We start from the raw sequence: 20,651 nt of genomic DNA, 5'->3' as shown, positions 1-20,651 counted from the left end.
GTGTGCATGAACATGAGCTGTAATAGGACCTTGCGGGGCAGTTAAGCACAGACCGGGTGAAAAAAAACCTTCTCCGGTATTGGGCGGTCAATCAGTTGCTTCGAAACAGCGTGACAACCACCTCTGAGCCACCGATCTGAATCGCTTTACATTTGCCACGCCACTCCCTGAGGATGCCATCATGGAGTTCCTGGTCGACATCGCCTCAAGGATCAAGCAACTGATGCAGCCGTTCAGTATTTCGCCTTTTACCCTGATCAAGAGCGTGTTCGTCCATCGAAACCTGATCCGGGTGTTGATTCGCCGGGAGGTCATTGGTCGCTATCAAGGCTCGGTACTCGGTATCGTCTGGTCGTTCTTTACCCCAGCGCTCATGTTGGTGGTCTATACGTTCGTCTTCAGTGTGGTGTTCAAGGCCCGCTGGGCCGGTGGCGGGGATTCCAAGAGCGAGTTTGCCCTGGTGTTGTTCGCTGGCCTGTTGGTGTTCAATCTGTTTTCCGAATGCGTAAATCGTGCACCGGGGCTGGTGCTGGCGAACACCAACTACGTCAAGAAAATAGTCTTCCCCCTGGAAATCCTTCCCCTGGTGTCGCTAGGTGCGGCGCTGTTCCACACGACCGTCAGCCTGCTCGCGTGGCTGGTTTTCTACGTCATCCTGTTTGGCGTCCCGCCCGCGACCCTCTTTCTATTGCCGCTGGTGCTCTTTCCGCTGGTATTGCTGACGCTGGGTATTTCCTGGTTTCTCGCCTCCCTGAGCGTCTACCTGCGCGACATTGGCCAGCTCACCGGAATCATCACCACGGCCCTGCTATTTCTCTCACCGATTTTCTATCCGCTGTCGACGCTCCCACCAGGTTATCAGGTGGCCTTGCAAGCCAACCCCCTGACGCTGCCCGTGGAACTGGCGCGCGACATGCTGTTCTGGGGCAGGATGCCGCACTGGAGCAACCTGGCGACTTACTCCGCCGTGTCTATGCTGATCGCCTGGTCGGGATTTGCCTGGTTTCAGAGAACACGTAAAGGCTTTGCCGATGTGATATGAAAATGTCGCACCCCGGGCCTGAGTTGACCGCATTAACCAAAGGATCGAAAAACCGCATGGAACAGCTCAACCGACTCGTTGATTGCATCGAGCAACTGAGGCGCTCAACAGAGTCCAGATCCGCCGAAGCCGTGCAGCTCGTCAAGGAAATCGAGAACCGCGATCTGCTCATCGACCAATTGCGTCGGGACCTGAAGAAAGTCACCGCGCGGGCTTCTTCCCAGGAACGCGCGATGGGATCACTGCGCGGGCAATTGCAGGAAAATGAACAAGACCTGAAAGCCGCCTCGGCGTTGTTACAGGCCAAAGAGAGTGAAGCGGTCGCCCTCTTCGATCAAGTTGCGGACCTGCAAAACCGCCTGACCCGCCAGCAGGCGGAACTGCTCAAACTTTCGGACTGGAGCCATGCCATCGAGCGCGCCCCGCTGCGCTATTCGATCCGCAAAGGCCTGTATCAATTGTCCCGTCGCTTATTCGCCCTGCTGCCCCTCGATGCGCAACAAAAAAGCAGACTGGCAAGTCGAATCCGCCGTTGGTTCAAACCGCGCAAACCGGTGTCAGGCGATCCCTCGACCTCATCGAGCCTGGCATCTTCCTCGCCCGCGCCTCCCCAGGCGAGCCATCCTTCAGCGCCTCACGCCACGCATCCGACGATCCTGATGTTCGGCGTCATCGACTGGCATTTCCGCATACAGCGCCCGCAGAACCTCGCCAAAGAGTTGGCCAGGGCCGGCCAGACAACGTTTTATATCTCGAACAACTTTATCAACGATGAGACACCGGGCTTCGAAGTCGAGCAACTGGACGGGCCCGGAAGTCTGTTCCAGATCCGTCTCAAGGTGCTCGGTGCGCCAGCGATTTACCATGCCCCGCCTTCAGTCGAGGCGCTTCGCCAGTTATGCCAGAGCATCGCCATGGTCCTGCAGTGGGCGAACGTCGGCGCAGTGGACTGCATCGTTCAGCACGCCTATTGGTTTCCCCTGGCACGGCGTATCCCCAACTCCACGCTGATCTATGACTGCATGGACCACCATGAGGGCTTCGGCAACGTTGCGCAGGAGCTGCTCGACCTGGAAATAGCGCTGATGCGCCGGGCAGACCTGCTGGTCGCAACATCTGACTGGATCGAGCAGCATGCCAAGCGGGAAAACCGCAACGTGACGGTGATCAGAAATGCGGGTGAGTACAACTTCTTCAGCCGGCGTCCCGACAGTATTTACAAGGATCCGGGAAATCGAAAAATCATCGGCTACTACGGCGCCATTGCCGAATGGTTCGACCTGGACCTGATCAGGCAGGTTGCCCGATCATTCCCGCAGCACCTGATACTGCTGATTGGCAATGACACGGCTCAGGCAAAAAAGCGCCTCAAGGCCTGCCCGAATGTGCTCATGGAAGGCGAAGTACCCTACGCCTCGCTGCCCTATTATCTGCATGCCATGGATGTTTGCCTGCTGCCGTTCAAAGTCATTCCGTTGACCCTCGCCACCAACCCGGTAAAAGTCTACGAGTACTTGAGCGCCGGCAAACCGGTGGTATCGGTGAAACTGCCGGAGTTGAGCAAATTTGGCGAACTGGTACGGGCGGTTGAAAACCCGGCGGACTTCCTCTCGGCCATACGCGACATCCTCAAGGCACTGCCCGAGCCCGAGTCGACGCTACGGGCCCGTCAATCGTTCGCCCGGGAGCAGACCTGGCGGCATCGCGCCGCGAGCTTGCGACAGGCCATCGACACCTTGCCTCAGCCCAAGGTCAGCGTCGTGGTGCTGACCTATAACAACCTGGCACTCACCCGGGCCTGCCTCGACAGCTTGTTGACCCATAGTCACTACCCGAACCTTGAGATCATTGTCGTCGACAACCACTCCAGCGACCAAACCCCTGGGTTCCTTACCGCTTGGGCAGAGGGGCACCCGGACCGGATCGTCATCCTCAATCCCGACAACAAGGGCTTTGCGGCGGGCAACAACGTGGGGCTCGCGGCGGCCAGCGGCGACTACCTGGTGGTCCTGAACAATGACACCGTGGTCACCGCCGGTTGGGTCAGGGGCCTGCTCCGTCACCTGAGGGACAACAAGGACATCGGGATCATCGGCCCGATCACCAACAACATCGGCAATGAAGCCAAGGTCAGCACCCGCTACAACCGGATAGAAGACATGCACACCGAGTCGTCAGAGCTGACCCGCCTGCGCATGGGCGAGGGCTTCGAGATCAACACCCTGGCCTTTTTCTGCGTCATGTTCCCGCGCTCAACCTACGAGCAGATCGGTGGCCTTTGCGAAGACTATGGCCTGGGCTTCTTCGAAGATGACGACTACTGTCGCCGCGTGCAGCAGCGAGGCATGCGTGCCTTCTGCGCCGAAGACGTGTTCGTCCACCATCACTTGTCCGCGTCGTTCAACAAGCTGGGGGCCGAGAAAAAACGCGCGCTGTTCGAAAAAAACAAAGCCATCTACGAAAGCAAATGGGGCCCTTGGGTCCCACATGCGTACCGAGACGTGTAGGCGGCCCTTTGTCCTTCGCAAGCCACTGACATGTTGAACAGCAGAGACGATACCTTGCACAGAGACAGTTTGAAGTACGCGGCGGTGGTGCTCGTTTTATTGGCCAGTACGGTGATCAGCCTGTACGGCTTTTCGACACTCGAATGGCCGTCGATGAACAGCGCCACGCGGACAATCCTTTTGTCAGCGCTCGTACTTGCCACCCTTACCGTCTTCACTCGCAAGTCGCCGATAGTGCTCGGCGCGGGCTTGGTCGGGGGCCTGTCCATCGCTTGCGGGCAGGCCTGGCCGATGATTGTCGTCGCCGTACTGGCAGCGTCTTCCATGACGCTGGGCAGGTGGATGCTGGGGCGACGTATCGCAACCGACTGGACGGTCCAACTGTTGATCGGCATCGGGACGTTCGGCACGCTGACGGGCCTGGCGGCCTACTTCCCGATCAATTACTCCTGGTTGCATGCAACGCTGCTGTTGCTACCGCTGGTATTGGGGCACCAACACGCCGGGGCGACAGCTCAAGCATTTCTGCGCTGGGTCCGCGCCGAACGCGCGCCGCAGCCTCCCCTCCAGACTGTCCTTGACGTGCTGATTGCCGGCTTCGCCTGCCTGTATGCAGCGGTCGCCTTCATGCCGGAAGTGGGACACGACGCGCTGGCGATGCACCTGTTCATCCCTGCACATCTGGCGCAGCGCCACCAATGGAGCTTCGACGCCGGTACGTACGCATGGGCTGTCATGCCGATGCTGGCCGACTGGATCTATGGCATTGGCTACATGCTGGCCGGCGAAACCGCATCGCGCCTGAGCAATTGCGCGTTCACGTTGCTGGTGGCGTGGCAAGTTCGAAACCTGACGATCTGGGCCGGCGGAACGGCCACAAGCGCCCGATGGGCGAGCCTTTTCTTCCTGTCCACGCCCCTGGCCTTTGCCGAAAGCAGCAGCCTGTTCATCGAGTCGGCGTGGACGGCCTTCGTATTGGGCGGATCACTGGCAATCCTGAAAGTCTCACGCTTCACCTCCGAAGCCCCGGAGCGTCAGTCGCAGTTGATCCTGGCCGGGACTCTGCTGGGGTTTGCCCTGGCGACCAAAGCAATAACACTGAGCATTCTGCCAGTCCTGCTGGTGCTACTGCTGATGCAGTACAAAGCCTGGGTCCGCCCCGGAGTCGTCAGGACGCTCCTGCTGGGCAGCATCGGCCTGCTATTGGCGGGGATCACACCGTATCTGTCCGCCTGGCACCTGACAGGCAATCCGGTCTTCCCGTTTTTCAACGGCGTTTTTCAATCGCCGCTCTGGCCGAGCGTGAACTTCGAACCACCGGCCATCTTCGGCAAAGGGGTCACCTGGGACACCCTCTATCGCATGGTCTTCAAGGCCCCCCAGTTCATCGAGGGAAAAGCCGGTGCCGCCGGCTTCCAGTGGCTGCTGGTGCCCACCGCGGCTGTCGTCCTGGCACTGAGCGCCCAACGAAAAGCCTGGTGTATTTTGTTGCTGGGGGCTGGCGCGATCATCCTGCCGTTCCAGTCGACCGCGTACTTGCGCTACATATTCCCTTCCTTCGCACTGTTTTCAGTGGTCCTCGCCTTGCCCTTTTCCGACAACAAGGTCTTCCCGAAGACGCTCGGCATCATTGCCGGTGCGTCGCTGGTCCTGGCTAACGTGCTATTCATCCAGGCGGCAACCTACTATGGCCAGATCAAACCGCTTGCGCTGTTCAGCCAAGCAGGTCGGGATGCCTATCTATCGGAGACACTGCCCATCAGGAAAATAGTCGACGCCGTCAACGTACTGAACGTCGGCAACCGTCCCGTGGCAGTCTTTGCTTCGCCCTTGATGGCGGGCCTGAAAGGCGATGCCCTGTACGCGTCCTGGTACAACGTGACCTGGAAAAATGAATTCGATACAGCAACCTCGCCACCTGCGCTGACGAGGCTGTTGCATCGTCGCCAGGTGGGCTGGCTGGTCATCGACCACAACAGCACGCCAGAAGCGCAACTCGAGCGTCTGCAGAACGTGTCCGACGCGTATGTAAAAATGGGCGCCCTGGAGCTGCGAAAAGTCAATCAAGCACCCCAGGAGCGTTTGCTCAATCCTGACCTGTCCGGCCTTGAGGGCTGGCATCTGACCCGGCCATCCTCCTATGACGCGTTGCGAAAAGTCCTGACCGTCACGGTCACGACGCCGGCCACCCAGCGGGTCGAGGCAGCGCCAGGACAGGCATTCGTCAGTGTGGTTTCAGCACGCTGCGCCACGCAAACCACGCCCGGCAGAATCCAGACCAACTGGATGAACGCCGATGGTGCTTTCATTTCCGCCAGCATCGAAACGTTTGACTGCACGCCGCAATGGGAGACCTACGAAATGAATGGGGTCGCCCCCGCGGACGCCGCGTTCGCGATCATTTATGCGTCGGGCCATAACGACACTCCCGTGGAGTTCAAGTCACTTTCATTCAAACAATAGCCAGCGATATCGATGAACTCAAAAACAGAGCTTTTCACGGAAGAACCACGAGTCGCGGTCGTCATCCCCAGCTACCGGGTGACGGCGCACATCATCGATGTCATCCAAGCCATCGGCCCGCAAGTGTGGCGCATCTACGTCATTGACGATGCGTGTCCGGATGGCTCGGGTCAGCATGTGCTGGACACCTGCACCGATCCCAGGGTCAGGGTCCTGCCCCATGACGTCAATAAAGGCGTGGGCGGCGCCGTGATGACCGGTTACCGGGAAGCCATTGCGGACAACGCCACCATCATCGTCAAAATTGACGGCGACGGTCAGATGGACCCGGCGTTGATCCCGTTTTTCATCGAGCCGATCCTGGCGGGCGAAGCCGACTACACCAAGGGCAATCGTTTCTTCAACCTGGAAGAAGTCCAGTCGATGCCACGGGTCCGGCTATTCGGCAACGCCATCTTGTCACTGATGGCGAAACTGTCGACGGGGTACTGGGATCTGTTCGACCCCACCAACGGCTACACCGCGATTCATCGCGACGTTGCCAGGCTGCTGCCCCTCGACAAGGTCAGCGAGCGTTATTTTTTCGAGACCGACATCCTGTTCCGCTTGAATACCGTCCGCGCCGTGGTGGTCGATATCCCGATGCAAGCGCGATATGGCGAGGAAATCAGTCATCTCAGGATCTCCAGGATCGTTGGCGAATTTCTATTCAAGCACCTGCGAAACTTCACCAAGCGCGTGTTCTACAACTACTATCTGCGTGACATGTCCCTGGCCTCGATCGAATTGCCCGTCGGTATCCTCATGGTCGTGTTCGGCACCGTCTTTGGCGGCTATCACTGGTATGAATCTGCGCAAAGCGGCGTCCAGACGCCCGCAGGGACGGTGATGCTCAGTGCATTGCCAATGCTCTTGGGTTTACAACTGATCATGGCATTCCTCGGCTACGACATTGCCTCCGTGCCTAGCAGGCCAAGGCATTCGAGACGCCGTAACGCAACGTCATTGCGGAAGAAGACTCCATGAAGACGCTACGGGATTTGCTGTCGGACCCATCGCTCAGGGCTTTGGATGTCGATGGCGCTGAACGCCTTGAACTGCATCAAAAAATTCTTGCGCGCAAACAAATGCTCAAGGAAGTGTTCATCGAATTTCACCATGCCTTCCGTTGCCTGGCAGACCGCTACTTCATGGTCGATGGCCTGGAAGTGGAGCTGGGTGCCGGCATCGCGCCGATGCGCGATTCGTACCCAGGCGTACTGGCGACCGACATTGTCGCCAGCAAGCACTTGGACATGGCGTTGAATGCGCAATCAATGAGCCTGGCCGACCACTCGGTCAAAGCCTTTTATGCCCAGAACTGCTTTCACCATTTCCCCCATCCCGATCGGTTTTTCAGCGAGCTGGAACGAACCCTGGCCCCGGGTGGCGGGGCGATCCTGATCGAACCCTTTCACGGCCCCTTTGCCACGTTCCTGTATAAGCGCCTGTTCAAATCCGAGGGCTTCGACAAGCACTTCGAGTCGTGGGAAACCCCGTCAACCGGCCCCATGAACGGTGCCAACCAGGCGCTCAGCTACATCGTCTTCGTGCGGGACAGGCCAACATTCGAACTCAAGTACCCTGAACTGGAGATCGTCCATCAGGAAATTTTCACCAACTACCCCCGGTACCTGATTTCGGGTGGGCTGAACTTTCGCCAGTTGCTACCTGACGCGCTGATTCCGTTGATCAAAATCGTTGAAAAACTGCTCCACCCCTTGAGACGTGTGCTGGCCCTGCATCACCTTATCGTCATCAGGAGCAAACCTTGACCTTCATCCGGTACGCCGCCATCCAGCTGCTGGCCTATGCGCTGGACATGGGCACCTTTTTGCTGCTGATGGCTTTTTCCAAGGATGAGCCAGTCCTGGCCAACATCGTCGCAAAAGGCCTTGCCGGGCTGTTCGCGTTCTTTTTGCATCGGCACTTCACGTTCAAATCGAACCACGGCAGCGGCAAGGTACAGGCGCTCAGCTACTTCTCGCTGCTGGCGATCAACATCCCGCTCGCGTCGGTCTTGCTCAGCGTAGGCCTGTATTTCGTCGATAACCCGACCGTGGTGAAATTTGTCGCTGACGTAGCGTGCGTATTCATGACGTACTGGATCAGCAAGTTGTTCGTGTTCACATCCAAGACCCAGGCACCTGAGCGCGTCAAAGGCGTAGGAAGATGAGGCTGCTGATTACCGGCGCCACGGGTTACATCGGGCAGCAGCTGACGTCCCGGGCGGCAGCGCATGGCCACGAGGTCATCTGCGCCACGCGTAGACCCTGCTCCCCAGCCCATGCCTGGCTGCCCTACGACCTGGCGGGCGCCCTTGCGGACTGCCCGGCAGGCGTGCAGGTGTTTATCCACCTGGCGGCCAATACATCAGCCAATGCAAGCCTGGGCGCGGACGACGAAGTGCGAGCCGCCCAAGGGCTGATCCATTGTGCCGGACAAGCCTCGGCCAGGTTCATCTTCATCTCCAGCCAGACCGCCGAGGCCGCTGCCCCGGGGACCTACGGCCGGACCAAATGGCGGATCGAGCAAGCCGTGCTGGCGGCCGGCGGTGTGGTGATTCGTCCGGGCCAGGTGTACGGCGGTCCGGAGCGCGGGCTCTTTGGCCTGTTGGCCGGGCTGGTTCGGCGGTTCCCGGTCATTCCGATATTGCTGCCTGCGCCTTGCGTGCAGCCGATTCACGTCGACGACCTCGCGGCGTCGATACTGGCCGTGGTCGAGCGAGAAAATATCAGCGGCAACGTCCTGAACCTGGGCGCGATAGTGCCTGTTTCCTTTGGCCGCTTTCTCATGGCAATCGCAGCGTACAGAGTCCACGCAGTACGTCTGCCGGTGCCCTTGCCGGTGGCGCTGCTCAAGCTGCTGCGCCGATGCCTCGGCCCATCGCTGAGCGCGAAGATGGGATTGGAGCGGATTTTCTCGCTGATCCATCTGCCCGCGATGGACAGTGCGCCCGCCCTGCAGACACTCGGTATCGAGCTGCGCCCCCTGGCTGACGGCCTGCACCGTTCCGGTCGGGGGCAACGTCGGCAGCGCCTGCAAGAAGGCTACGTGCTGCTGAGCTACCTGCTCGACAGCCCGCCACCGAGAAGTCTGGTCAGTCGATACGCAAAAGCCCTGGAACAGGCCGGCAAAACCTGGCCGGCCATTCGCTCGCAGCGGTTGCGGCGCTGGCCGGTTCTGGTGACCCTGCTCGACCATCCTGGCATCCTCAATACGCCCGATGGACAGGACCTGTCCTGGCGCTTACAGGCTGCACTCATTATTGCCGAAGCCAGTCCATTGGGAGCGAAGCGGTTTTTCGGCACGCAACCGCACCGCAGCTTCGCCTCCACACTGATGGCGTTGGGATGGACTTCGCTCAAAGCACTGGCGTGGCACGCAGTGACCCCGTTATGCCAGCCGCTTGCCGGCCGGCTGTTTCTTGGAAGTGAAGCCCCGCGTGAAACCTGAATTCGATGTGATCATTGTCGGCAGTGGGCCGGCCGGGACTTCAGCGGCCTATCCACTGGTCAAGGCCGGCCTGACCGTGCTCATGGTCGATGCCCAGGTCGATGCTGGCTCATCAGCGGCGCCGCTTGCCCCGTACCTCACCAGCAGGCCCCATGACGAAGCCCAGTGGAAATGGTTGATCGGTGAAAACTTCCACGCCTTGAGCCAATCGGACGCGGTTTCCCCCAAGTTGAAGACGCCCACTCACGCCCATGTCTTTCGCGGGTTCAACGCGGGCAACCGCATCGAAACCCACAATTTCACCGGTGTCGGCTCGCTGGCCACAGGTGGCCTGTCAAATGCCTGGGGCTGTGGCGTTGCACGTCTTAGCGCCAGCGATCTGCCCGGACTTCCCTTCGACTACGGCGAATTGGAGAAATCCTACGAAACGGTGTCCCGGCGAATCGGTATCAGTGGTCAGGCAGATGACGATCTTTCCAGCTATTTCGGCCTCGATGCATGGTCCCAGCCGCCCTTGCCGATGGACCCGCTGCACCAGCGACTGCTTGATCGCTACACACGCTGCCAGCAGGCGTTTCCCGAGCTGGGGTTTCGTCTCGGCCGCGCCAGAGTGGCAGCCTTGAGCCAGCCCCTGGAAGCACGCAAGGCCTGTGACCTGTCTGGCAACTGCCTGTGGGGGTGCCAGAACCAGGCGCTGTACAGCGCGTCGCAAGAACTTGTCAAACTCAAGCAGTATCCGGGCTTCCGGCACGCCCAAGGCGTTCTGGTGGATAACCTTCTGCAGCAAGCGGACGGTTCCTGGCTGATCACCAACCGGCATTCCTCCCAGCATTTCTGCGCCAAGCGCCTCCTGCTGGCGGCAGGAACGCTGGCCTCCACCCGGCTCGTCCTCAAGCAGCTGAACTACACCGCTGCGGTGCGACTGCTATCGTCACCCACGGCCGCCTTCCTGTTATGGCAGCCAGCGATGCTCGGGACCCCAAGGGTTCCGACATTTGGCCTGGGACAGCTGTCGTTCGCCCTGGAGTTGGCGGCTGACACCCGCGCTTTCGGCTCGACGTTCAGCACCACGGGCTTGCCGATGAGCGAGTTTGTCAGTCGCCTGCCCATGAGCAAACGCCTCGGCATCGAGCTGCTGAACAATCTGCTGAGGGCCTGTCTGGTCGCCAATATCTTCCTTCCCGGTCATCTGTCCAACAACATGGCGAGGTTACGCCCGGACGGTTCGCTGAGCATCACCGGCGCCCTGCAAGCCGAGGCACCCGGGCTGATGAAAACCGCCGAGGCCAGGCTGCGTCGGATCTATTGGAGGCTGGGTGCGCTGTTGATGCCGATGAGTTTCACCGTTGCCAAACCGGGGACGGACATCCACTACGCTGGAACCCTGCCCATGCACGCAAGGCCCGAGGTCGGGCAGACCGATAGCCTGGGGGAAGTCGCCGGACTGCCCGGCGTGCACGTTGTCGACGGGGCCTGTCTGCCCATCCTTACCGAAAAATCCCACACCCTGACCATCATGGCCAACGCGGACCGGATAGGACGCGCCCTTGCAAACCAACGATAGGACATCAGCAGGCATGACCCGCAAGGTACTTTGCATCGTCGGCACCCGTCCGGAAGCCATCAAGATGGCCCCGGTGATCAAGGCGCTCCAGGCACAGGAAAATATCGATTGTCGGGTGCTGGCCACCGCCCAGCATCGAGGCATGCTCGACCAGGTGCTGGCATTTTTCGGCATTGTGCCGGACCTGGATCTGGACATCATGCAACCCGACCAATCGCTGGCGACGTTGACGGCGCGACTGCTGCTGGCACTCGACGATGTGCTGAAGACCGAGCAACCGGATGTCGTCCTGGCCCAAGGCGACACGACAACAGTGATGAGCGCGGCCTTGGCGTGCTTCTATCGGCAGGTTCCCTTTGGCCATGTCGAAGCAGGCCTGCGCACCGGCGATATCGGCAACCCCTTTCCTGAAGAAGCCAACCGCGTGATCGCCAGCAAACTGGCCCGCTGGCATTTCGCACCGACTCAATGTGCCGTGGATAACCTGCTGCGCGAGGGCATTGCCCCGGCCGCCGTCACCCTGACGGGCAATACCGTGATCGACGCTTTGCTGATGACGGCGGCGCATACCTTGCCCTCGGATATCGAACTGGACGCCAGCAAGCGCCTGGTGCTGGTGACGGCTCATCGACGGGAAAACTTCGGCGAACCGTTCCAGAACATCTGCCAGGCGCTCAAATGCCTGGCCGAACGCAACCCGGACGTCCAGATTCTGTACCCCGTACACCCCAATCCCAACGTCAAGGACGTGGCCTATTTGTTGCTCGGCCCGGTACCCAACATCATCCTGTGCGCGCCGCTGGACTACGCCCCGTTTATCGCCGCCATGAAGCGCTCGTACCTGATTATCAGCGACTCCGGCGGCGTGCAGGAGGAAGCGCCGGCACTCGGCAAACCGGTCCTGGTACTGCGTGAGGAAACCGAGCGTCCGGAAGCGGTCAACCTGGGTGTGGTCAAGCTGGTGGGGGCCAACCGGGACACCATCCTCGAACAGGCCCAACGCTTGCTCGATGACCCCCAGGCCTATCGGAGCATGGCCCGTGGGATTTCCCCCTATGGCGATGGCAAGGCGGCTGAACGCATTGTCGATGTGCTGAGGCAGCATTTCCAACCATGCGCATGATCTATCTGTCCCCGGTGCCCTGGGCCAGTTTCAGCCAGCGCCCTCATCATTTTGTCCACTGGTACCACGACCTGACCGCAGAACCGGTGTTGTGGATCGACCCGTATCCGACACGCTTGCCGTCGCTGAACGACTTCACGCGCAGGCCGTCGGTTGCCACCCCGCAACACTTCAGCGTTCCACCGTGGCTGCAGCTCTGTAACCCCCTGGCGCTGCCCATCGAGCCCATGCCGGGCTCGGCGCTGATACTCAAGCTGCTGTGGCGCAACACGTTCAGGACCGTTGCGCAGTTTGCCGCCGATGGCCCATGCATGATCTGTGTCGGAAAACCCTCGGAACTGGCGCTGCAACTGCTCAAGCGCCTGCCCGACCGTTATGCCGTCTACGATGCCATGGATGATTTTCCAGCCTTCTATCAAGGCCTGTCACGGCGGTCGATGGGGCGACGTCAAGCACAGCTCATACGGCGGGTGTCCCGTGTGCTGGCGTCCTCCACGCCCCTGCACGACAGACTTCAGGGCGTGGCGAACCACGTCGAACTGGCACTCAATGCCTGCGACCTGCAGCATCTGGCACCGGTAGAGCACCTGGACCTGGGCGCAAAGCAACAGGTACTCGGTTATGTCGGCACGATGGGCCACTGGTTCGATTGGGAACTGGTCGCCGCACTGGCCCGCGCCAACCCGGCAAATCCGGTGCGCCTGATCGGCCCCGTGTTCACACCGGCGCCCTGCGCATTGCCGGCCAATGTCGAGCTGATCCCCGAGTGCGCCCACGCCGATGCAATCGCCGCCATGGCGACGTTTTCGGTGGGTTTGATCCCGTTCAAGCTCACCCCCCTGACGGCGTCGGTCGACCCGATCAAATACTACGAATACCGCGCCCTCGGCTTACCCGTCATCTCCACCTGCTTCGGTGAAATGGCCCTGCGCAGCCAAGCGCCGGGGGTGTGGTTGGTGGAGGGGGACACGGACTTGCGTCAAACCGCCGTCGAAGCGCTCAACTGCCCAAGTGATCATTCCACCATCCGGCAATTTCGCCAGGACAATCTCTGGGCGAACCGTTTCGCTGCGACACAGGTGTGTCCAAAGCGCTAAAAGATGGGAGTGTTTACCGGGTCGGCCAAGTTCAGGCAACGTCCTACACATCATTGGGAATCCCCCTCCACATCAATCCATTGCGTAATTCCGGCCGTGGCGACATAGTTTTTCCGTCGTCCAAATGGCGACCGGGTTTGGCGACCCGCAGTGGTGTGCGAAAGCGCTTGCTTGTTGCAGGCGCTGTAGCATCTGTAGAGTTGCCTTTATGGCATCTGTACGCGGGAGGCCCTCGGGTCTGCCGGCTTCCACTCCGGTTCGCCAACCTGCGTACAGTTGCCACCTTTCGTTTGGCGACGATGGGTAGCGAAACTTTTCCAGTGGAGCTTACTTATGAACCGATACATGGGTCTCACCAGCAACGCCGACGACCAACCCCTCTACGTCGACACCACCGCCCCGCTACATGTGCTGCTCGATGCAGCCGCCTACCGTATCCGTGCCGCCACCCAATTCCTGGAGAACCTCGCCATGCGCGACGGGCAGCCGGTCGACCCAGCAACTCTTCAAGACCTGGCACAACTGTGCTGCATCCCGCTGCGCGATGGTTGTGATGTGATGGATGTCATTGCCCGACGCCTGGACGCGGCGCCGGCGGGGTCGACGTTGTAAACCCGATAACATCGCTCCTGCATGTAACCGTGGCGAGGGAGCTTGCTCCCGCTGGGCTGCGCAGCAGCTCCATCAGCATTGAACGCGTTTGACCTGCCCCACCGGGACGTCTGTTTTGGGCCGCTGCGCGGCCTGCGGGAGCAAGCTCCCTCGCCACAGGTTATGCGTTCTGACGAGAGACGGGAGTGCACTCTGAACGGTGGAAAGGCAACGCTCCAAATGAACAAGCATGACGCTATGAATAAGGCGCTTGAACCTTGCTCCCTCGCGAGCGCTTGGCCAGCAGTTTGCCGGCAACTTCAACAAAGGGCATGACGATCAAACCGTAGACCGTCGAGTAACGCTGCAGGTCCCTCTGCCCGGTGCCGAAACTCAAAATTTCGGGCTGAGAACGGGTGACATAGAGCGTGCCGAACATCCAATCCCACAGCGACAGGTTGATGCCGAAGTTCCGGTTGAAATGACGGGGCGCGTCGCTGTGGTGGATCTGGTGCTGGGCCGGGCTGTTCAGCACATGCTCAACCACCGGCCCGAACGACAGCCACACATGGGTGTGGCGCAGGTTGGCCGCCAGGCTATTGAAGATGAACACCAGGTAGGTCACACCGAACAGCGTATAGCGGCTGACCTCACCACCGCAGGCATACCAAAACCCTCCCGCGAAAAGGCCCAGGCACGCGGTGACAGCGAGTTTCTCGACAATCTTCTCGACAAAATGCACCCGGCTCGCCGTGGCCGGCACCAGCACCGGTGCCGAATGATGGACCTTGTGAAACGCCCACAGCCAACGCGAGTGGAAAGCCCGGTGCGCCCAGTAGTGGACGAAATCCTTGACCAGAAACACGCCCAATCCATAGAGCAAAGCAAGCGAAAGGCCGTCACCCAGGTGCGGGCGAGCGCCCCAGAGGTTGCTGAAAAACGCCTGGTAATCGCCGGACCGCAAGATGTACGGGTCCACCCAATGCACCACGGGCAACACCAAGGCAATCTTGAGAATCGCCCGCACGAAGTAGTAGCGGTAATCCAGCAACGCCGACCGATGCAGATGCACCCGGCTGCCGCCGATAAACTGCCAGAACGAACGGGCATCGGTCAGGCCGCGACGTTTCCTGAAATGGAACAGGCCATAGGCGACGGCGTAGGAAGCGCAGAGAAACAGCACTCCGAGGCGGCCATTCAGATTGAAAATGCCGAGGAACTGCTCGGTGACGGGCGCGACCACCCATTCGATCAGGTGCCGGTAGACAAGAGAAAAAGCGTCCACGTAATGCCAAGCCTCTACGAAGGTGCGGCATTGTAAATGATTCCGATTGAGACTAGCTGAGATTATGCATGGGCCAGCCCCGGACAACGTTGGCCAACACGGAGGCTGCTCGATACGGCGACGCCAGGCGATGCAGGCCTATCGGCCGTGAGACAGAAGAAGCGCGGCCATGCCAACGTTCAAACGTCAGAAGAGGACGTTCCGATGAGCCAAAAACAGCTGTCGCCAGCGTTGCAAGCCGAGTCCGCAGGCTTGCAGAAGCCCACAAAATCACTGCTGAAGCCGGCGGTATGAGTCGTATGGCTGTAGCAATCACCCGCCTGGCTGGAGATGTCTGAGCATCTGTCTTTCGAAGCAAGTATCGAAGATGCCCTGGCCTCTTTGGCGAACAAAACCAACGGGGCATCCCTGGCTTCTTATTCACAGGACATCGTTCCTGAAAAAACGCTCTCCACCGGTCCCGCAAGAAAAACACTCCCCACGCCGTCCCATCTAACCGTCACGCTTCCCCCATCGCATTCAACCTCAACGCAGCCGTCCAGCAAGCCCCGGCGAATCCCGTTAACAACAGCACCACACGAGCAGGAACCCGAACCCAGCGCAATCGCGCCGCCACGCTCCCATATGCGCAATCGAATGTGCTGACGGTTGATGACCTGGACGAAATGTACATTGGTTTTGAGGGGAAACAGCGCGTTGGTTTCGATGGCTGGCCCCGTTCTCGCTATATCAATGACTGCCAGATCATCCACAAAGTAAGTGCAATGCGGATTACCCATGCTGCAAGCGGCTGGATCGCCGGCAAGGGGTAAAACAAGGGTATCCAACTCCCGAGCGAGGGGCACGTCCGACCAGCCAAAAAGCGGCTGGCCCATGGCGACGGAAATTGTCCCGACGGTGGTTCGCTCGCAAGCGAGCAAACCACGGTGGGTGCGCAGCGTTATCGAAGTGGCATTTGATTCGCGCATGAGCAGGTCCGCAACACCTCGCGTTGCGCTGCCACAAACGTCCAGCGCAGAACCATCGGCATTCCAGAACACCACACGCGCATCGGCATCGTTGCAATCGAGCAGCACTGCCAGTTGATTGAAACCGATCCCCCGGTTCCGATCACCCATCCGCCGAGCCAAGGCGCTGGTGATTGGATTGGCCGAGTTCCGCGAGTCGACGATGACAAAGTCATCGCCGTTGGCGTGCATCTTGTGAAATTTCAGCGGCATGGGAATGTTCTTCAGGGGATGAAGTGGCGCATGAAAGTCTGCTGTTCATGCGTTGACGCTGTCAGTGAGGACATTGAAGCCAGACGACCCTAGCACTAAGCTACCCGTTCCAATCGATGATTTTGTTCCGTAAGGAGGCAGTGAAAGAAGCTATAACGGCTACCCGAACGTTCACTCCCGCAGAGCACCATAAGGACATCCCTTGCGCAGACTGGCCCTCAGCAACAAAAAACTTCGGGGCATCCCCCGCCGTCTCCGTGCCTTGGAGCGCTGGGCCGTGAGGTTCAACGGTAACTACTATCCTCGCAGCTATGAGGACCAGCGGTTCACCCACTGGAAAATCCCGGTACACACTTGCCTGGTGCAGGGCTCGCAAGCGCCCATCGAAGTACAGGCCTTCTGTGTGCAACAGTCGCTCGAAGCTGCGGCCCATTTATCCCGTGCGGCGGATCGCGGCCAAGGTTATTACCGCGTCGCCTGCCTGCTGGTGTGGCCCTGGGTGCACCAGAGTGAAGTCACGGTGTTTTATGACCGTGACTATTACCTGGGTTTTCTGGGGCAGCACAACACCCTGGCTCCGCTACGTTTGAGCGAAAAGCTTGCCCTGGTTCTGCCCGACTCATTCATTGAGCATGGGCATGACGCCACCCAGCGCGACGATGAGGTCGATGTCCACTGGTGGTGTATCGGGGAACCCGCGTGAGGGTCCAGGCCTATTCAAGCGTTGTCGTTGGCGTGATCCTCGCGGTGATCGCGACGTTGAGCTGGGCCCTGAACTTCATTGCACCGTACGTCACCGGTGCCTACACCGTCTACGACTTGATGGTCGTGCGGTTTCTGATCGCAGGCGCCCTGGGCTTGGCGTTCATGATTCGCTATCAAGTCCAGCTTCGTCTCTTGCGCCGTGATCAGTGGTTGCTGGCGGCAGGCCTGGGTGTGATCGGGTATCTGGGTTATAGCGCGTGCATCGCCGCAGGCATCATTTTTGGTGGGCCGGTACTGACCCCGGCATTGATTGGAATGGTGCCGGCCCTGCTCGCGTTGCTCGGCAATGCCAGCGCAAAAACCATCCAGTGGCGCAAGCTCGCGATCCCGCTGGCTGTCCTGACGACTGGACTTTTACTGACGAATCTCGGCGCGATCAATCAACCCATTGCCAACGATGACTCCTGGCTGATGGGATTGTTTTTTTCAATCGGTGCCGTTGCCTTGTGGCTGATATTCAGCGTATTGAACCAGCGCGCGTCGTCAAAACTTCCACACAACGCGTCAGGCGCCTGGACCGGCCTGATGATGGCAGGCGCCGGCTTGGGCACCTTGTGCCTGTTACCGGCCATACAGACGCTCGGGCTTCTCAAATTACCGAGCCTGGGTTTCAGTTTTTCTCTGGCTGGAGATTTGTACCTCTGGGCCTTTGTCATCGCCCTCATGTCATCCGTCGTCGGCGCCTGGGCCTGGAACGCCGCGTCACGTCGTCTGCCTATGGTATTGTCCGGGCAATTGATAGCACTGGAGTCACTGTTCGCCACGCTACTTGGCTTGGGATTTCATCATCGACTGCCGACACCACTGGAAGCCTCGGGCCTTGCCGCCGTCCTGATCGGCGTGATCATGGCCGTTCGAATCATCCTGACGTCCGGTCCAGTTCCACCCGCGAACGCCAATGGGCGTTAGCCAGCTTTTTTGCGGCTATGCTTACCTGACTCTCCAATCAAAACCGCTATCAACGGCTCACCCGGTGGACATGTGAAACACTCGGCACCTGCAGCAGTGTTGCTTTATCTATTACTCGGTACTGGGGCCAGAGCCGAGCAATATCAGGTCGTGACCGAAGAGTGGGCACCGTATAACTATCAGGAGCACGATGAGCTCACCGGCATGACCACGGAAATTGTCCGGGCGATCATGGCACTGACGGGGGATGACTTCGAGGTTCAGCTGCAACCCAGCATGCGAGCCAGCCAGCTCTTGAAGACCCGGCACAAGACCATCATGTATTCGTTGTTCCGCACGCCAGAACGCGAGCCGCTGTACAAGTGGGTGGGGCCGATCGTGGAGGAATCCATTCATGCCTATCAATTGGCCAATGCACCACCGATTGATTCGCTTGACCAACTGCTGCATGCGCCGCAGATCACCACGCGACATGCCGGGCTGGTGCCTGACACGCTGCACTCACAGGGCTTCACCAACCTCGACAGAAGCGCCACCACCAGCCAGCAGCTCTATCTCATGCTGCTCGCCGACCGCACCGATATCATCGTCGGCGACACTGACGCCGGCGTGACCTACTACAGCCACCGGTTGAACATTGCCCCCGGCACGCTGCGACAGGTTCCCGTCGAACTTTATCGCTCGTCGCTCTACATCGCCTTCAGCCCCGACTCTGAAGACGAGGTAGTCGCCGCGTGGACCCACGCCCTGGAGCAGTTGCGCCAGTCTGGCGAGCTGGAACGTATCCAGCGACGCTACGAGCAACCTGTCGGGCAATAGACCGTCAGCCCGTTACACACCCCTGCGGTACGCGCCCGGCGAAACTGTCCACCAGGCTTGCCACGACCATTTCTCCCATCCGCGTGCGGGTCTGCAATGTCGCGCTGGCGCGATGGGGTTGCAGCACCACGTGCTCATGGCCGAACAGCGCTTCGGGTACGTTGGGTTCATCGACGAACACATCCAGCCCGGCGCCGGCGATATCACCGGCCGCCAGCGCCGCGACCAGGTCGACCTCGTTGACCAGTTTGCCCCGGGCCACGTTGATCAGGTAACCGCCCTTGCCCAGGGCTTGCAACACCTCGGCGTTGATGATGGCTTCGGCCTTATCGGCGGCCGCCGCCAGGATCAGGGCGTCGCTGCCGGCCGCCAGTTGCTTGAGGTCGGCGACGAAGGTGTGAGGCACGTCGCTCATCGGCTGCAGATCGGTGTAGCTGATCGGGCAGCCGAACGCCGCCGCGCGGGTCGCCACGGCGCGACCGACCCGGCCCATGCCGACGATGCCGATGCGCATGCCGGATACCTGGCGCGCCAGCGGCAGCGGTGCCAAGGGGGTTGGGCTCTGTGGCCACTGGCCGGAGCGCACGTAACGGTCACCGGTGCACAGGCCACGGCAGACGCCGATCAACAGGCCCATGGCCAGGTCGGCGACGTCCTCGGTCAGCGCGCCGATGGTGGCGGTGACGCGGATGCCGCGGTCCCGGGCGTAAGCCAGGTCAACGGCGTCAGTGCCCACGCCGTTGACCGCCACCACTTCCAGTTTCGGCAACTGCGCCATGATCGCCTGGCTGATGCCGGTGTGCCCGCCGGTGATCACGCCGCGAATGTTGGCGCCGTGCGCCTGCAAATACGCCGGTTTGTCGGCCTGTTCGAAATAGCGCCGCACCGTGAACAGCTCGCTGAGCCGGGTGTTGATTTCTGGGATCAGGATCGGGCTGAGCTGCAAGACTTCTGGCTTCATGTGGACCTCATCAAACGAATAAAAACGCCGGCTCAACCGCGGCCGGCAAACGGCATGGCCGTGGCCATGACAGTCATGTTCAGGACGTTGGCCGACAACGGCAGGCCGGCGATATAGCGCACGGCATCGGCCACGTGCTTGACGTCGACCATCGGCTCTACCGCGATGTTGCCGTTGGCCTGGCGCACGCCTTTGGTCATGCGCACCGACATTTCGGTGAGGGCGTTGCCGATGTCGATCTGGCTGCAGGCAATGTTGTATTCGCGCCCGTCCAACGCCAGGGATTTGGTCAACCCCAGCACCGCATGCTTGCTGGCGGTGTAGGCACTGCTGAAAGGCCGTGGGGTATGGGCCGAGATCGAACCGTTGTTGATGATCCGCCCACCTTGTGGCTGTTGCCGGCGCATCAGGCCGAAGGCGCCACGGGCGCAGAGGAAAACGCCGTTGAGGTTGGTGTCGATGACGTTGCGCCACTGCTCGAACGTCAACTCATCCAGCGGCACGGCGGGCGCGTTGACCCCGGCGTTGTTGAACACGACGTCCAGACGGCCGTAAGCCTCGGCAATGGTGGCGAACAGGGCATCGACACTGGCCGGGTCACGCACATCGGTGGGCACCGCCAGGGCTTCGCGCTCTTCGCAGGCCGCCAGCTCGACCAAGGCCTGCAAGGGTTCTGGCCGGCGACCGGCCAATACCAACGTGTAGCCGTCGGCTATGAGCCCCAGGGCCACCGCACGGCCAATTCCGCTGCCGGCACCGGTGACCAAAGCCACTTTCAATGGGTTGGGCATGTTGTTGTTCCTTTCTCGA

18 protein-coding genes are annotated in these 20,651 nt (G+C 60.2%); 14 read left to right on the top strand and 4 right to left on the bottom strand.

Annotated features, from left to right (window positions below):
• Positions 1-223: 223 nt before the first annotated feature.
• The 11 genes from J7E36_RS07505 to J7E36_RS07455 all read left to right on the top strand — a co-directional run bounded on the left by J7E36_RS07505 (position 224) and on the right by J7E36_RS07455 (position 13,903).
• Positions 224-1,042 (top strand): ABC transporter permease, encoded by an 819-nt coding sequence (locus tag J7E36_RS07505; RefSeq protein ID WP_215001475.1) that lies wholly within the window; start codon positions 224-226, stop codon positions 1,040-1,042.
• Between the two features lie 56 nt (positions 1,043-1,098).
• Positions 1,099-3,549, top strand: a complete 2,451-nt coding sequence (locus tag J7E36_RS07500; protein WP_215001419.1) for a glycosyltransferase — start codon at positions 1,099-1,101, stop codon at positions 3,547-3,549.
• Positions 3,550-3,579: 30 nt separating this feature from the next.
• Positions 3,580-6,012 carry a phospholipid carrier-dependent glycosyltransferase gene (locus J7E36_RS07495; RefSeq protein ID WP_215001417.1) on the top strand — a complete coding sequence of 811 codons (2,433 nt, stop codon included), beginning with the start codon at positions 3,580-3,582 and terminating at the stop codon, positions 6,010-6,012.
• 12 nt (positions 6,013-6,024) lie between these two features.
• On the top strand, positions 6,025-7,038 hold the full coding sequence (locus tag J7E36_RS07490; protein WP_215001415.1) for a glycosyltransferase family 2 protein: 1,014 nt from the start codon (positions 6,025-6,027) through the stop codon (positions 7,036-7,038).
• Positions 7,035-7,826 (top strand): class I SAM-dependent methyltransferase, encoded by a 792-nt coding sequence (locus J7E36_RS07485; protein ID WP_231286335.1) that lies wholly within the window; start codon positions 7,035-7,037, stop codon positions 7,824-7,826. The genes J7E36_RS07490 and J7E36_RS07485 overlap by 4 nt, the downstream gene beginning before the upstream one ends.
• Positions 7,823-8,227 (top strand): GtrA family protein, encoded by a 405-nt coding sequence (locus tag J7E36_RS07480; protein ID WP_215001412.1) that lies wholly within the window; start codon positions 7,823-7,825, stop codon positions 8,225-8,227. The genes J7E36_RS07485 and J7E36_RS07480 overlap by 4 nt, the downstream gene beginning before the upstream one ends.
• Complete coding sequence (locus J7E36_RS07475; RefSeq protein ID WP_215001410.1) at positions 8,224-9,507, top strand: NAD-dependent epimerase/dehydratase family protein; 1,284 nt, start codon at positions 8,224-8,226, stop codon at positions 9,505-9,507. The genes J7E36_RS07480 and J7E36_RS07475 overlap by 4 nt, the downstream gene beginning before the upstream one ends.
• Positions 9,497-11,071: a GMC oxidoreductase gene (locus J7E36_RS07470; RefSeq protein ID WP_231286334.1), complete on the top strand. Its 1,575-nt coding sequence runs from the start codon at positions 9,497-9,499 to the stop codon at positions 11,069-11,071. Before J7E36_RS07475 ends, J7E36_RS07470 begins: the two co-directional genes overlap by 11 nt.
• Positions 11,072-11,084: 13 nt before the next feature.
• Positions 11,085-12,194, top strand: a complete 1,110-nt coding sequence (wecB, locus tag J7E36_RS07465; RefSeq protein WP_215001408.1) for a non-hydrolyzing UDP-N-acetylglucosamine 2-epimerase — start codon at positions 11,085-11,087, stop codon at positions 12,192-12,194.
• On the top strand, positions 12,185-13,291 hold the full coding sequence (locus J7E36_RS07460) for a glycosyl transferase (RefSeq protein WP_215001406.1): 1,107 nt from the start codon (positions 12,185-12,187) through the stop codon (positions 13,289-13,291). Before wecB ends, J7E36_RS07460 begins: the two co-directional genes overlap by 10 nt.
• Before the next feature lie 333 nt (positions 13,292-13,624).
• Positions 13,625-13,903: a short-chain dehydrogenase gene (locus J7E36_RS07455; RefSeq protein WP_215001404.1), complete on the top strand. Its 279-nt coding sequence runs from the start codon at positions 13,625-13,627 to the stop codon at positions 13,901-13,903.
• A 235-nt stretch (positions 13,904-14,138) separates the two neighbouring features.
• On the opposite strand, the gene J7E36_RS07450 is transcribed toward J7E36_RS07455, so the two are convergent.
• Positions 14,139-15,167, bottom strand: a complete 1,029-nt coding sequence (locus J7E36_RS07450) for a sterol desaturase family protein (RefSeq protein WP_215001403.1) — start codon at positions 15,165-15,167, stop codon at positions 14,139-14,141.
• A gap of 416 nt (positions 15,168-15,583) precedes the next feature.
• Positions 15,584-16,387: a diaminopimelate epimerase gene (gene dapF / locus J7E36_RS07445; RefSeq protein ID WP_215001402.1), complete on the bottom strand. Its 804-nt coding sequence runs from the start codon at positions 16,385-16,387 to the stop codon at positions 15,584-15,586.
• A gap of 277 nt (positions 16,388-16,664) precedes the next feature.
• On the opposite strand from dapF, the gene J7E36_RS07440 reads away from it, so the two are divergent.
• The 3 genes from J7E36_RS07440 to J7E36_RS07430 all read left to right on the top strand — a co-directional run bounded on the left by J7E36_RS07440 (position 16,665) and on the right by J7E36_RS07430 (position 18,880).
• The gene (locus J7E36_RS07440) at positions 16,665-17,090 is read left to right on the top strand and encodes a DUF3916 domain-containing protein (RefSeq protein WP_231286333.1); all 426 of its coding nucleotides are present in this window, start codon (positions 16,665-16,667) and stop codon (positions 17,088-17,090) included.
• Entirely contained in the window at positions 17,087-18,061 is a 975-nt protein-coding gene (locus tag J7E36_RS07435; protein WP_215001400.1) for a DMT family transporter, read from the top strand. Before J7E36_RS07440 ends, J7E36_RS07435 begins: the two co-directional genes overlap by 4 nt.
• A gap of 72 nt (positions 18,062-18,133) precedes the next feature.
• A complete protein-coding gene (locus tag J7E36_RS07430) occupies positions 18,134-18,880 on the top strand; it encodes a substrate-binding periplasmic protein (RefSeq protein ID WP_215001399.1) in 747 nt (248 codons plus the stop codon).
• A gap of 4 nt (positions 18,881-18,884) precedes the next feature.
• Here the strand turns inward: J7E36_RS07430 and J7E36_RS07425 are convergent, their stop codons facing one another.
• Positions 18,885-19,841, bottom strand: coding sequence for a 2-hydroxyacid dehydrogenase (locus J7E36_RS07425; RefSeq protein ID WP_215001398.1), 957 nt, complete (start codon positions 19,839-19,841; stop codon positions 18,885-18,887).
• A gap of 32 nt (positions 19,842-19,873) precedes the next feature.
• Positions 19,874-20,632 (bottom strand): SDR family oxidoreductase, encoded by a 759-nt coding sequence (locus J7E36_RS07420; protein WP_215001396.1) that lies wholly within the window; start codon positions 20,630-20,632, stop codon positions 19,874-19,876.
• Positions 20,633-20,651 lie beyond the last annotated feature (19 nt).

It is taken from the genome of Pseudomonas fluorescens (genome assembly GCF_018614775.1).
Classification (GTDB): domain Bacteria; phylum Pseudomonadota; class Gammaproteobacteria; order Pseudomonadales; family Pseudomonadaceae; genus Aquipseudomonas; species Aquipseudomonas fluorescens_BY.
This window is presented reverse-complemented; position numbering and strand designations above follow the sequence as displayed.

Excerpts from the sequence above, each read along its gene's own strand:
- J7E36_RS07495 (WP_215001417.1), top strand. The coding sequence starts at position 3,580 with ATGTTGAACAGCAGAGACGATACCTTGCACAGAGACAGTTTGAAGTAC.
- J7E36_RS07455 (WP_215001404.1), top strand. The coding sequence starts at position 13,625 with ATGAACCGATACATGGGTCTCACCAGCAACGCCGACGACCAACCCCTC.
- J7E36_RS07490 (WP_215001415.1), top strand. The coding sequence starts at position 6,025 with ATGAACTCAAAAACAGAGCTTTTCACGGAAGAACCACGAGTCGCGGTC.
- J7E36_RS07420 (WP_215001396.1), bottom strand. The coding sequence starts at position 20,632 with ATGCCCAACCCATTGAAAGTGGCTTTGGTCACCGGTGCCGGCAGCGGA.
- J7E36_RS07485 (WP_231286335.1), top strand. The coding sequence starts at position 7,035 with ATGAAGACGCTACGGGATTTGCTGTCGGACCCATCGCTCAGGGCTTTG.
- J7E36_RS07500 (WP_215001419.1), top strand. The coding sequence starts at position 1,099 with ATGGAACAGCTCAACCGACTCGTTGATTGCATCGAGCAACTGAGGCGC.
- J7E36_RS07505 (WP_215001475.1), top strand. The coding sequence starts at position 224 with ATGCAGCCGTTCAGTATTTCGCCTTTTACCCTGATCAAGAGCGTGTTC.
- J7E36_RS07425 (WP_215001398.1), bottom strand. The coding sequence starts at position 19,841 with ATGAAGCCAGAAGTCTTGCAGCTCAGCCCGATCCTGATCCCAGAAATC.
- dapF (WP_215001402.1), bottom strand. The coding sequence starts at position 16,387 with ATGCCGCTGAAATTTCACAAGATGCACGCCAACGGCGATGACTTTGTC.
- J7E36_RS07475 (WP_215001410.1), top strand. The coding sequence starts at position 8,224 with ATGAGGCTGCTGATTACCGGCGCCACGGGTTACATCGGGCAGCAGCTG.
- J7E36_RS07460 (WP_215001406.1), top strand. The coding sequence starts at position 12,185 with ATGCGCATGATCTATCTGTCCCCGGTGCCCTGGGCCAGTTTCAGCCAG.
- wecB (WP_215001408.1), top strand. The coding sequence starts at position 11,085 with ATGACCCGCAAGGTACTTTGCATCGTCGGCACCCGTCCGGAAGCCATC.